Annotated in this window: 7 protein-coding genes; 4 read left to right on the top strand and 3 right to left on the bottom strand. The window is 69.2% G+C overall.

Features of this window, described 5'->3' with window-relative positions; translation table 11 throughout:
* The first annotated feature begins 188 nt into the window (after nucleotides 1-188).
* The 4 genes from GNT64_RS06220 (at nucleotide 189) to GNT64_RS06205 (ending at nucleotide 10,065) form a co-directional block, all read left to right on the top strand.
* Complete coding sequence (locus tag GNT64_RS06220; RefSeq protein ID WP_156678715.1) at nucleotides 189-1,601, top strand: multiheme c-type cytochrome; 1,413 nt, start codon at nucleotides 189-191, stop codon at nucleotides 1,599-1,601.
* Nucleotides 1,601-3,580 carry a heme-binding protein gene (locus GNT64_RS06215; RefSeq protein ID WP_156678714.1) on the top strand — a complete coding sequence of 660 codons (1,980 nt, stop codon included), beginning with the start codon at nucleotides 1,601-1,603 and terminating at the stop codon, nucleotides 3,578-3,580. The genes GNT64_RS06220 and GNT64_RS06215 overlap by 1 nt, the downstream gene beginning before the upstream one ends.
* Before the next feature lie 243 nt (nucleotides 3,581-3,823).
* On the top strand, nucleotides 3,824-5,731 hold the full coding sequence (locus tag GNT64_RS06210; RefSeq protein ID WP_422396632.1) for a hypothetical protein: 1,908 nt from the start codon (nucleotides 3,824-3,826) through the stop codon (nucleotides 5,729-5,731).
* The gene (locus GNT64_RS06205; RefSeq protein WP_422396623.1) at nucleotides 5,731-10,065 is read left to right on the top strand and encodes a multiheme c-type cytochrome; all 4,335 of its coding nucleotides are present in this window, start codon (nucleotides 5,731-5,733) and stop codon (nucleotides 10,063-10,065) included. Before GNT64_RS06210 ends, GNT64_RS06205 begins: the two co-directional genes overlap by 1 nt.
* A 341-nt stretch (nucleotides 10,066-10,406) precedes the next feature.
* Here the strand turns inward: GNT64_RS06205 and GNT64_RS06200 are convergent, their stop codons facing one another.
* Genes GNT64_RS06200 through GNT64_RS06190 form a run of 3 tightly spaced genes read right to left on the bottom strand, consistent with a single transcriptional unit; the run spans nucleotide 10,407 to nucleotide 12,533 of the window.
* Nucleotides 10,407-10,871: an EF-hand domain-containing protein gene (locus GNT64_RS06200; RefSeq protein ID WP_156678713.1), complete on the bottom strand. Its 465-nt coding sequence runs from the start codon at nucleotides 10,869-10,871 to the stop codon at nucleotides 10,407-10,409.
* A gap of 15 nt (nucleotides 10,872-10,886) precedes the next feature.
* Nucleotides 10,887-11,633, bottom strand: a complete 747-nt coding sequence (locus GNT64_RS06195; RefSeq protein ID WP_156678712.1) for an isoprenoid biosynthesis enzyme family protein — start codon at nucleotides 11,631-11,633, stop codon at nucleotides 10,887-10,889.
* Between the two features lie 45 nt (nucleotides 11,634-11,678).
* A complete protein-coding gene (locus GNT64_RS06190; RefSeq protein WP_156678711.1) occupies nucleotides 11,679-12,533 on the bottom strand; it encodes a phosphodiesterase in 855 nt (284 codons plus the stop codon).
* Nucleotides 12,534-12,563 lie beyond the last annotated feature (30 nt).

Here is a 12,563-nt window from a genome sequence, read left to right as displayed (position 1 = left end):
CTGCGGCTGCCGTCGCCCCGCCCCGCGACAAACCTTGCCATCGGAGCGCATCCGCAACAATAAGCGCGTAGGCGGGGCAAATGCGGGTTGCCTCACGGCACGAGAGCGAACATAAAAGCGACAAATCATGGGTCGCACCAGTGGGGTATTAGAGCGATCCGGCTTTCGCAGCCGGGCGAGGGAGCGCCATGTCAGGGGGAACATTGGCGGGCAGGGTTCCGTTGGTTGCTAGCGTGCTGGGGTGCGCGCTTCTGGCCTTCGCGATCTTCTGCCTGTTCGGCTTGGGCGGGATGACGGCGGGCGCGCCCGCCGTCGCCGCCACGTCCGGCACGTCGGCCAGCGGCGTGCATGTCGGCGTGGCCTCCTGCGCCGGCTCCACCTGCCACGGCCGTCAGGAAGGCGACGGCAAGGTCGTCCGCCAGGACGAGCTGATGCGCTGGCAGGAGCCTTCCAGCCCCACCGGCGCGCACAGCCGCGCCTACGCGATCCTCTCCAATCCGCGCAGCCAGGCGATCGCCCAGCGCCTGGGCATCGGCCCGGCGAGTTCCGCGCCGATGTGCCTGGGCTGCCACGCCGATCCGGCCTCCTCGCGCGGCGGCCGCTTCCAGCTGAATGACGGCGTCGGGTGCGAGGCGTGCCACGGCGGCGCCTCCAACTGGCTCTCCAGCCACTATGCGGTGGGCGCCACCCACGCCGGCAACGTCGCCAGGGGGATGACGGACCTGCCGAACGCCGCCGTGCGCGCCAACAACTGCCTCGACTGCCACTTCGGCAGCGATCGGCCGGGCCAGTTCGTCGATCACCGCATCATGGCCGCCGGCCACCCGCGCGTGTCGTTCGAGCTGGACCTGTTCTCGACGCTGCAGCAGCATCATGACGAGGATGCCGATTATGCCCGCCGCAAGGGCAGGACCAGCAACGTGAAGATGTGGGCCGTCGGCCAGGCCACCGCGCTCGATCGGGCGCTGTCGCTCTACTCGACGGCGAAGCTCGGGCAGGAAGGGATCTTCCCCGAATTCTACTTCTTCGATTGCCACACCTGCCACCGGCGCATCTCCGACGAGGCGGATTTCCGCGCCACCGCGGTCGCCAACCCGGCGCGGCCGATCCCGTCCGGCATGCCGGCCTTCAACGACGAGAACATGATCATGCTGGCCGCCGCCGCGCGCACCACCGCGCCGGATCTCGCCGGCCGGCTGGACAGCGACAGCCGCGCCTTCCACGCCGCGCTCGCCCGCGATCGCGCCTCGGCGGTGCAGGCGGCGGGCAAGCTGAAGGCGACCGCCGCCGCACTGGCCGCCACCTTCTCGCGCGCCAGCTTCGATCGGGCGCAGACCTTCGCGATCATCGATGCGGTGGCAAGCAACGCGATCGCGGCGCGCTACACCGATTATGAGGGCAGCGTGCAGGCGGTGATGGCGACGGACACGCTGCTGAACGCGCTGGTGAATGCCGGCCAGGTCGGCAGCGGCTCGGCCCGCGCGATCCGCGGCGACATCAACCGCGCCTACGCCGCGGTGCGCGATCCGAACGCCTACCGGCCGGGCGACTTCCGCGCATCGCTGGGCCGCGCGGCGGGTGCGATCAGGGCGCTGCGCTGATGCTGGGCAAGGCGACGATCACCCTGCTGACGACGGCGGCGTTCGTGCTGGCGGCGTGCGGCGGCGGCGGCGGCAATCCCGCCGGCACGCCTGCGCCGGGAACGCCCACAACGCCGACGACGCCCACGCAAACTCCCACCAGCCTCTACGCCGTGCCCGCGCCGGAGGCGCTGACGGCGGCGGAGGTAGCGACGATCCTGTCGCAGGCGGTGGGCGAGGCGCAGGCGCGCAACCTGCCCTCGGTCATCTCGGTCGTCGATCGCGTCGGCAACGTGCTGGCCGTCTACCAGATGACCGGCGCGCCGGCGACGTTCCGCATCCCGCCGCCGCCGGGCGGCGGGCCGAGCTTCGACGCGCAGGGCCTCACCGGGCTGCCGGCGGCCGCCGGCGCGATCTCCAAGGCGATCACCGCCGCCTATCTCTCAAGCTCCGGCAACGCCTTCACCACGCGCACCGCCAGCGATATCGTGCAGGAGCATTTCCCGCTCGCGCCGAACACGATCGGGCTGGAGAGCGGGCCGCTGTTCGGCGTGCAGTTCAGCTCGCTCCCCTGCTCCGATCTCAACCGCCGCCTGACGGACGGCACGATCGGGCCGAAGCGCGCGCCGCTGGGGCTGGCCGGCGATCCCGGATCGGTGCCGCTCTACAAGAACGGCGTCGTCGTCGGCGGCATCGGCGTGATGGGCGACGGCGTCTACGGCGTGGATAACAACGCCGCCAACGACGACGACAACGATCCCGAGGAATATATCGCCCTCGCCGGATCGCGCGGTTTCGAGGCGCCGGTGGCGATCCAGGCCGACCGCGTCTCGATCGACGGCACCTTGCTGAGCTTCATCGACGCCAAGGCATCGCAGCTGCGCGGCAACGGCGCCACGCCGGCGCTGAGCGGCGCCGGCGTCTACACGCCGATCGGCGGCTTCTACCCCGGCCCGGGGCCGATCGCCGGCACCCCCTACGCCACCCCCGCCTCCGGCTACCGCCTCGTCACCGCGGCGGAGCGTAGCGCCGGCACCGCGATCGACAATCCGGATGCGCTGCTGCTCGTCGACGCGGCGGGCAACAACCGCTTCCCGATTCGCGCCGGCACGGACAATGCGGAGGTCGCCCAGCCGCTCACCGCGGCCGAGGTGAAGGCGATCGCCGAGGAGGCGTTCAAGATCATGAGCCGGGCGCGCGGCGCGATCCGCCAGCCGCTCGACAGCCGCATGCAGGCGACGATCTCGATCGTCGACACGCGCGGGCAGGTGCTGGCGATCCAGCGGGCACCGGATGCGCCGGTATTCGGCACGGACGTGTCGCTGCAGAAGGCGCGCAGCGCGGCATTCCTCTCCAATCCGAAGGCCGCGTCCGATCTGCTCGGCAGCGGCAATGCGGATGTCGCCGGCTTCGTGCAGAAGCTGCGCGACTTCGTCGGCAACCAGTCCGCCCTCACCGGCGGCGTGGCCTATGCCGAGCGGCCGATCGGCCTGCTCGCCCGCCCCTACTTCCCCGATGGCCAGGTGGGCACGGCCAACGGCCCGCTCTCCCGCCCGATCGCCAGCTTCAGCCCCTTCTCCACCGGCCTGCAATCGGCGCTGATCGCCGGCAATCTGGTGCAGGTGGTGGGCGAGGCGCTCGGCACCGGGCCGGCGGTGCCGTCGCGCTGCACCACCTTGCCGGCGATCGACGCGAGCGGCATCAACCGCCTGCAAAACGGCCTCCAGATCTTCCCAGGCGGCGAGCCGATCTATCGTGGCACCACCCTGGTCGGCGCGATCGGCGTCTCCGGCGACGGCATCGATCAGGACGACATGGTCTCGTTCCTGGGCGTGTTCAACGGCGGCGTGCGCGTGGGCACTGTCGGCCACGCGGCGCGCGACATGCGGATCAGCGCGATCCCGTTCCGCCAGGCGAACAACGGCTTCCTGCCCTACGTGCAGTGCCCGATCGCGCCGTTCCTCGACACCCCCGAACAGAATGTGTGCGAGGGGAAATAGCCGGTGGCCATCCTCTCCTCCCAGATGCTCCAGCTGGCCGCGATCATGGCCGGCTCCGCGTCGCAGCCGGTGCCCCCGGCCGAGACGGTGCTGCCCGCCCCCGCGCCGGAACCCGAGCTGCTGCTGACCCAGGCGGCCGCGCCGCCCGCCACGCCCTCGGCCGCGCCGACGCGGCTGGAGAGCGGAGCGCCGGCGGATCAGCCGGCGGAGGCGCCCGCCGCTTCGCCGATGACGACCGCGCCGATGGCCGCCGCGCCTGCGCCGACCGCGCCCGCGTCATCGGCGCCTGCCGCCGGCGCGACGATGGCCGCGCCCTCCCCCGCCGTCACCGCCGCCGGCCCCGGCGCCCCGCCGCCGTCCGCCGCCGAGATCGGCGCGGGCGAGATCGGTGCGGATCAGGCGCTGATCGACGGCCGCCGCCGCCCCGGCGAGGTGAAGGCGCTGCCCGACCGCGTGACGCAGGACAATGAGGGCGCCCTCCGCGCGCCCCCGCCGGAAGCCTTCCCGACCGACCAGATCCCGGTGCCGGACCGCTGGCGCCTCATCAAGACGCTGTGCCCGCTCCGGAACTCGGTGTTCCCGAACGTGGAGGCGGTGTGCCACTCGCCGTTCGACCCCTATCACCAGAACTTCCTGAAGGGCGATCGCCCGATCGATCTCGCCACCAAGCCGAAATGGCTGCCGATCAAGGGTGACGACTGGTTCCTGGCGCTGACCGGCATCTCCGACACGATCGTCGAGCCGCGCTCCTTCCCCACGCCGGTGAACCGCCAGCTGAACGCCAACAGCGGCGACGTGGACGTGTTCGGCAAGGGCAGCAGCGTCGTCGCGGCGCAGACCTTCATCGTCGGCGGCTCGCTGATCAAGGGATCGACGGCCTATATGCCGCCCATCATCGAGTATCGCCTGATCCTGGCCTACAACATGAGCTACGTGGACGTGAACGAGCGGCGCGTGCTGAACGTGCGGCCGACGCGCAAGAGCCATCGCTTCGACGACTTCCTCGGCCTGCAGGAAGCGTTCGTCGACTATCACATCCGCAACACCTCCGATCGCTTCGACTTCGATTCGGTGCGTGTGGGCATCCAGCCGTTCCAGGCGGATTTCCGCGGGTTCCTGTTCAACGACAACCAGCTCGGCATCCGCTTCTTCGGCAATCGCGACAATAATCGCTTCCAGTATAATCTCGCCGCCTTCTGGCGGATGGAGAAGGATACCAATTCGGGCCTGAACGATCCGACGCAGAAGTTGCGCCAGGATTATCTGTTCGTCGCCAACGTGTACCGCCAGGATCTGCCGATCCCCGGCATCACCAGCCAGCTGACGGCGGTGGTGAACGTGAACCGCGAGGACGAGGTCAAGGTCGACGACAACGGCTTTCCGGTGCGCCCCGCGCTGCTCGGCCGGCTGGACGGGCGGCATTACGACGTCGCCTATCTGGGCTACAATGCGGATGGCCGCATCGGCCGGATGAATCTCACCGCCTCGATCTACGGCGCGCTCGGAACGGACCGGAAGAACTTCTTCACCGGCCGGGACGCCAAGATCCGCGCCTTCTTCGGCGCGGCGGAGGCGAGCTACGACGTCAACTTCCTGCGCTTCCGCGTCTCCGGCCTCTATGCCAGCGGCGACAAGAAGCCGTTCGACAATGTCGAGACGGGCTTCGACGCGATCTTCGAGAACCCCGTCTTCGCCGGCGCTGACACCAGCTACACGATCCGCCAGTCCATCCCGTTCGCCGGCGGCGGCCGCGTGATCTCGCTGACCGGGCGCAACGGCATCCTCAACTCGCTGCGTTCCTCCAAGGAACAGGGCCAGTCGAACTTCAACAATCCGGGCACGGTGCTGCTGGGCGCGGGCGTGGACGCGGACCTGACGCCGGAGTTCCGCATCTCCGGCAACCTCAATCATCTGTGGTTCGCCCATACCCAGGTGCTGCAGGTGCTGCGCACCGAAGGCTCGATCCCCAAGGATTTCGGCTGGGACTATTCGATCGCCACCATCTACCGGCCGTCGGCGATCCAGAACGTCGTGTTCCGCCTCTCCGGCGCGGTGATGGAGCCGGGGCGCGGTTTCCGCGATCTGTTCGATACCGGCCGCGGCACCAAGCGCTACTACTCCGTCCTGTTCAATGGGATCCTGTCCTTCTGATGCGTATCGGGCCATCTCTCCTGAAGCTGCGCCTCTCCCGTCCCGTCAGGGCGATGCTCGTCGCGGCGGCGGCGATCGGCCTGCTCGGCTCGGCCCAGTTGCTCGCATCCGAGGGCGAGAAGCCGCGCGACATCAAATATGCCTTCACCCCGCCCGCCCCGCAGAACCAGGGCTGGGACGAGGCGGACGCCAAGAGCGCCGGCTGCGTCAGCTGCCACACCGCCAGCGACCGCAAGACGATGCACGATTCGCCGGCGGTCGTGCTCGGCTGCGTCGATTGCCACGGCGGCGACGCGAAGGTGGCGGGAGACGCGAAGCTGCCGCACGATGCGCCCGCCTACGTCGCCGCACGCAACAGGGCGCACGTGCTGCCGCGCTATCCGGAAACGTGGCGCTGGCCGGTCTCGGCCAATCCCAAGCGTAGCTACACCCTGCTGAACAAGGAATCGTCGGAGTATATCCGCTTCGTTAACCCGTCCGACTATCGCGTCGCGCGGGAGAGCTGCGGCGCCTGCCACATGGAGGTGATCGAGGCGGCGGAGCGATCGCTGATGACGACGGGCGCGATGCTGTGGGGCGGCGCCAGCTACAATAACGGCATCGCGCCGTTCAAGAATTACGCGTTCGGCGAATCCTATACCAAGCATGGCGAGCCGGGCTGCATCATCTCCGCGGCGGACAGCTTCTCGCCGGCCGCCAAGATGAAGAACGGCAAGGACGAGCCCTGCGGCCTGACGCCGAACCTCACGCCGGCGCAGACGGCGCGCGGCGCGCTGGCCAAGATGTATCCGCTGCCGACCTGGCACGTTATCCCGCCGGGCGACATCTTCCGCGTGTTCGAGCGCGGCGGCCGCAACATCAACACGCAGTTCCCGGAAATCGGCCTGCCGAACAGCCTGGGCCTGATCCAGCGGCTGGAGGAGCCCGGTAGGCCGGATCTCCGCCAGTCCAATCGTGGCCCCGCCACGGGCCTGCGCGTCGCGATCCCCGTGCTCAACATCCACAAGACGCGGCTCAACGATCCGTTCATGTGGTTCATGGGCACCAACGATCAGCCGGGCGACTATCGCAATTCGGGCTGCGCCGGCTGCCACGTGATCTACGCCAACGATCGCGAGCCGACCCACAGCCTGGTCTACGCCAAATATGGCCGCGACGGGCAGACCGCGACGGTGGACCCGACGATCGCCAACCTCGTCGAGCGCGAGGACGAGCATGGCGGGCACGGCGGCGGGCACGGCAAGGGCCACGGCAAGGCGGGCGGGCACGACACGGCCGCCGGACACGAGGAACCCGCCACTCATGCCGAGCCGGAACATGGCCCGGCGACGCCCGAGGCCGGCAACCATGCCGGCGGCGGCTCCGCCAGCGTGCCGCACCCGGTGGGCCTGAAGGGGGAGCGCGAGAAGGGCCACCCGATCAGCCACGCCTTCACCCGCGCCATCCCCACGGCGCAGTGCATGAACTGCCACATGCACCAGCCGAACATCTTCCTGAACAGCTACCTCGGCTACACGATGTGGGACTATGAGTCCGACGCGCCGCTGATGTGGCCCAATCCGGAGAACCGGCTGAAGCCGCCGGCGGGCAAGCCGGCCGACGCCTACAAGAAGCAGATGTACCCGACCGCCGCCGAGGTGCACGCGGTGCTGGAGCGCAATCCGGAGGCCGCCTCCGCGCGCGGCCTGTGGAGCGACGTCGACTTCGTCCGCCGCGTCTATGACGACGTGAACCCGAAGGCGACCGACACCCAGTTCGCCGACTATCACGGCCATGGCTGGAACTTCCGCGCGATCTTCAAGCGCGATCGCGCCGGCAATCTGCTGGATGCGTCCGGCAAGATCGTCGATGCCAAGGATCCGGAGAAGTTCCGCCTCTATCGCCGCAACGCGCAGGGGCAGTTCATCGACGAGCATGGCGCCGTGGTCGACCCCACCGATCCGGAGCTCGACACCAAGGCCAAGAAGCTGTTTCCCGATGTCGGCGAGCAGGCCGGCAAGGCCGTGCACCTGATGGACATCCACGCCGAGAAGGGCATGCAGTGCGCCGACTGCCACTTCGCGCAGGACAGCCACGGCAACGGCCTGATCTATGGCGAAGTCGCCAATGCGGTGGAGATCGGCTGCAAGGACTGCCACGGCACCGCCGACGCCTTCCCCACCCTGCGCACGTCCGGCCCGGCCGCGCGGCCGGAGGGCACCAATCTGGAACTGCTGCGCAATCCGGACGGCCAGCGCCGGTTCGAGTGGAGCACCGATGCGAACGGCGAACGCGTGCTGATCCAGCGCTCGCTCGTCGATCCTAAGCTCGAATGGAAGGTGAGCCTCGTCAAGGAATCGGTGGATCGCGGCAGCGCCCACTTCAACCCGCTGGCCGCCCGCGCCAAGACGATGGCGAAGTCCGCCGCCGAGACCGGCCGCTATGCCTGGGGGCCGGGTGTCGCGAGCGAGGACCGCGCGCACAAGGACCCGGACATGGCATGCTTCACCTGCCATCTGTCCTGGACCACGTCGTGCGGCGGCTGCCACCTGCCGATCGAGGCGAACTGGAAGACGAGCAGCCATAAATATGACGGCATCGAGACGCGCAACTTCGCCACCTACAATCCGCAGGTGGCGCGCGACGAGATGTTCCAGCTGGGCCGCCACCAGACCACCAAGGGCAACCAGATCGCCCCGATCCGCTCCACCTCGGCGCTGGTGCTGAGCTCGACCAACATCAACCGCGAGCGTATCTACATCCAGCAGCCGCCGATCTCCGCGCCGGGCTTCTCCAGCCAGGCATTCGCGCCGCACTTCCCGCACACCGTGCGCAAGACGGAGACGAAGACCTGCTCGGACTGCCACCTCTCGGCCGCGAACGACAATAATGCGATCATGTCGCAGCTGCTGCTGCTCGGCACCAACTTCGTCAACTTCGTCGGCTTCAACGCGTGGACGGGCCTGGAGCACGGCTTCCAGGCGACCCGCGTGACCGAGTGGGAGGAGCCGCAGGCGGTGATCGGCTCCTACCTCCACAAATATGCCTATCCCGATTATTGGAAGGCGCATCAGGATCACGGCCGCGAGCTGATCGAGTGGCGTCGCGGCAAGACGTTCGACAAGCGCTTCTCCGGCGAGACCAACGCGATCGAGGAGTTCGCCAACACCCACCAGGCCACGCCCGGCGCGGCCCGCTGCCTGCAGCTGCGCGGCGAATATATGTTCGTGGCCGAGGGCAAGGGCGGGTTCCGCGTCTATGACGTGGCGTCGATCGCCAACAAGGGCTTCTCCGAGCGGATCATCACCGCCCCCGTCTCCGAACTGGGGCAGGACACGCACGTGAACAGCGTCAACGCCACCTGCATGGCGCTGCCGACGATGCAGGCGATCGCGCCGCTGCGGAACACGCCGGCGATGCGCGAGATGAACCAGGAGCAGCCGTTCGACGCCATCTACCACTATGCCTTCGTCACCGATGCGGTGGAGGGGCTGATCGTGGTGAACGTGGACACGATGGCTGACGGCGATCCGCGCAACAACTTCCTGAAGCGCGACGCGGTGTGGAACCCCGGCGACGTGCTGAAGGGCGCGCGCCACATCACCCTGGCCGGTCATTTCGCCTACATCACCACCGATCAGGGCCTGGCGACGGTGGATCTCAGCGACCCGCTGAAGCCGGTGCTCGCCTCCGTGGTGCCGTTGCGCGATGCCCGCGCGTCGGCGGTGCAGTTCCGCTATCTGTGGGTGACGACGGCGGACGGGCTGCAACTGCTGGACGTGACGAAGCTGTCCGCGCCGCGCCTGATCCCGGAGGCCACCGTGCCGCTGGCGGATGCGCGCCGCGTCTATCTCGCCCGCACCTACGCCTATGTCGCGGCCAAGACGGACGGGCTGGTGATCGTCGACGTGAAGAATCCGGAGCGGCCGACGATCTACCGCAAGGTCGGCTTCGACGGTAAGCTGAACGATGCCGAGGACGTGATCGTCGGCACCACCAACGCCTCGCTGTTCGCCTATGTCGCCGATGGCCGCAATGGGCTCAAGGTGATCCAGCTGACCAGCCCGGCGAGCCAGCCGAACTTCTACGGCTTCTCGCCCGCGCCCATGCCGGAGCTGATCGCCTGGGCGAAGACGCCGTCGCCTGCGCTGGCCCTTTCCAAGGGCCTCGATCGCGATCGCGCGGTTGACGAGACGGGCGGGCAGATCGCCATCTTCGGCCGGCTCGGCTCCCGTCCGTTCACCCGGCCGGAAATGGAGCGGATGTTCCTCAACAGCCGCGGCGTGCCGTACAAGGTCGTCGACACGCCCTCCTTCGCCGATTGGGTGCCGGCACGCACGATGGCGGTGCACTGAACCGGCCACGATCGACCCGGCCATTCCCGGTAAAATACCGCTCGAGCCGGGCGGCGTGCGGTCCGACAAGGCAGGACGGATCGACGAGAAGGACAGACTATCCCGATCGTACCGAGAGCCGCCGATCGGGCGCGGAGCCGCGCTTCCCGCACGCCCGCTCTGTGATCCGCAGAGATCGCGTCGCCTATACCAGGGTGGGTCGCGCCATTGTGGCCGACCTTGCGGGCGTGATGCTCTACGCAAGCCGGCCGACGCAGGGTAATGCCGGCACCTTGGCGTCTCGGCGGATCTTCATCCTCGGGAAGAGCGGGCCGGCGCAGATCGCGCGTCGGCGAGAAGCGTCAGTCCTCGTCGCGTGAGGCTGGTGGCGGGCAGTCCGGTCGCGGCTTCGTCTTGCGAGTAACGCGGGTAGTGGCGAACTCGGCGGGGCTCAGCCGGCCGGACCGATCCGCATCGGCCTTGCCGAACTTGTCGACCGTCTTCACCGCATATTCCTCGAAGGCCAGGCGGCCGTCGCCATTGGTGTCGAGCTTGGCAAAGGCCTTGCGCCGGGCGGCGAGATACTCCTCGCGGGCGACCGCGCCGTCCTTGTCCTTGTCATAGCGGGCGAATCTTTTCTCCTCGCGCGTCTTCTCGCTCGCGGCGGGTGGCGGCATCGACGCCTCGGTCGTCGGGTCCGGTGCGGCCGCCGCTGCCGCCGGCTGCGGAGGTATGAGGCTGGCCGGCCGCGTGCCGCCGCTCCACCAGACGATCCCGCCCGCCGCCAGCAGCAGGGCCGATCCGGCCCCGAGCACGAACTGCCTCATCACCCGCCCCCTCGTTCACCGGCCGCTCAGGCCCAACCACAGCGCGCGCGCGACACGGCGCGGCGACCCCGCGTGGACGTTCTCGCGCATCAGCCCGTCCCGCGCCAGCGCCGTGAGCACGCCCAGCGCCCGCATCTTTCGCGGCCAGCGCAGGGGATCGAGCGCCGCGATCTCCCGGCGCGCGACCGTTCGCGCCGGCGCCGTCCACGAATCCGGCACCGTCGCAAAGGCCCAGATGGCGCCCTGCGCGCGAATCGCCGGTGCGTCGGCACATCCCAGCAGGCGCGCGGCCACGCCGAACAGGCCGCCGCCGCGTGTCGCCGCGTGCCGCGTGATCGCCGCCTCGTCCGGCGCGTCCGGGTGGCCGGCATCGTCGTCGATCAGCGCATCCCAGCCGGCGGCGATCGCGGCCAGATCCCCACCGCCGATCCCCCCGTTCAAGGCCGATCGTGAAGCTCCGCCACTCCGCCGCTTCCTCGGCTTCTGCTCGGCAGCGGGCTCTCTCGGGGCGGCGCGGTGGAGCAGCTCCGTCGCTATCGCCTGCAACAACGGCTCCGGCGGCGGCGGCGCGGTGTCGAGCCGGTCGAGCGTCTCGCGCCACCATGCCAGCTTGATCGCCGCGATCGGCCGGTTCGGCTCGCCCACGATCGCGCCGAGCCGCCGGTCGAGCCGGAACAGGGTGGTGAAGGCCGGTCGCAGAGGCGGCGGCACGTGAACCAGGACGAGCGGCCATTCCGGCCCGTCCGGAGCGATCCCGATCATAGCGCGGTCATGGCGCATCCCGGCGCCGGGCGAAAGCCGCGCCGCTCAGCGCGACGGCCGTTCGCCCACCAGCATGCTGACCAGCCCCTGCATCGAATCGTCGAAGCGGGCGAGCGCGACATGCTCGTCAGCCGTATCGAAGTGCGTGATCAGCGCGTCGCCATTCCAGTAATGCAGCGCATAGCCGGGGGCGTCGGCGATGATCATCGGGCGACCGTCCGGCGTCTCGGGGTCGAGTGGTGCCAGGGTCAGCGCCACCTGCGGCGCGGTCGAAGGGCAGACGGCGAGCGGCCGGCCCTTCCAGCCGGTCACGATCGATCGGTGGATGTGGCCGCAGATCATGCCCGTCACCTGCCGGTGGTCGCGCAGCGCCCAGTCCAGCCGCTCGACCCACGGCTCGGTCGGCTCGGTCGTCATCCACGCGATGCCGGTCTCGATCGGGGGGTGGTGCAGCACCAGCACCGTCGGCCGGTCCGGCGCCTCGGCCAGCGTATCGCGCAGCCATGTCGCGCGCGCCTCGCAGAAGCCGCCGCCGTGGCGCCCTTCCTCCAGCGTGTCGATCACGACGAAGCGCAGCGGGCCGGCATCGAGGGCATATTGCACGAAACCGCCGGCGATCGTCGCGACATCGGGGAACACGTGCGAGAAGTTCACCCGTATGTCGTGATTGCCCAGCGCCATGTGGACGGGGAAGTTGCACGCCGCCAGCGCGCGATCGAGCCGCCGGTACGAATCGACGTCGCCATATTCGACGAGGTCGCCGGTCGCGAACAGCAGGTCGGGCACCCGGTCCAGCTCGTTGAGCGTGGCCAGCACCTTGTCCAGCCGCTTGCGGTTGAATTCGGCGGGGTTGTCCGGATCGAAGCCGAGATGCATGTCGGTAATCTGCGCGATCAGCATGTGGCTGCCGACACCCCCGTTCAGAACATC

It is taken from the genome of Sphingomonas profundi, assembly GCF_009739515.1.
In the GTDB taxonomy this organism is placed as follows: domain Bacteria; phylum Pseudomonadota; class Alphaproteobacteria; order Sphingomonadales; family Sphingomonadaceae; genus Alterirhizorhabdus; species Alterirhizorhabdus profundi.
The sequence above is the reverse complement of the archived record's forward strand: the minus strand, read 5'-3'. Positions and strand labels throughout refer to the sequence as shown.

Bases quoted from the DNA above. Each gene is read 5' to 3' on its own strand.
- GNT64_RS06220 (WP_156678715.1), top strand. From the start codon at position 189: ATGTCAGGGGGAACATTGGCGGGCAGGGTTCCGTTGGTTGCTAGCGTG.
- GNT64_RS06215 (WP_156678714.1), top strand. From the start codon at position 1,601: ATGCTGGGCAAGGCGACGATCACCCTGCTGACGACGGCGGCGTTCGTG.
- GNT64_RS06210 (WP_422396632.1), top strand. From the start codon at position 3,824: ATGGCCGCCGCGCCTGCGCCGACCGCGCCCGCGTCATCGGCGCCTGCC.
- GNT64_RS06205 (WP_422396623.1), top strand. From the start codon at position 5,731: ATGCGTATCGGGCCATCTCTCCTGAAGCTGCGCCTCTCCCGTCCCGTC.
- GNT64_RS06200 (WP_156678713.1), bottom strand. From the start codon at position 10,871: ATGAGGCAGTTCGTGCTCGGGGCCGGATCGGCCCTGCTGCTGGCGGCG.
- GNT64_RS06195 (WP_156678712.1), bottom strand. From the start codon at position 11,633: ATGATCGGGATCGCTCCGGACGGGCCGGAATGGCCGCTCGTCCTGGTT.
- GNT64_RS06190 (WP_156678711.1), bottom strand. From the start codon at position 12,533: ATGCTGATCGCGCAGATTACCGACATGCATCTCGGCTTCGATCCGGAC.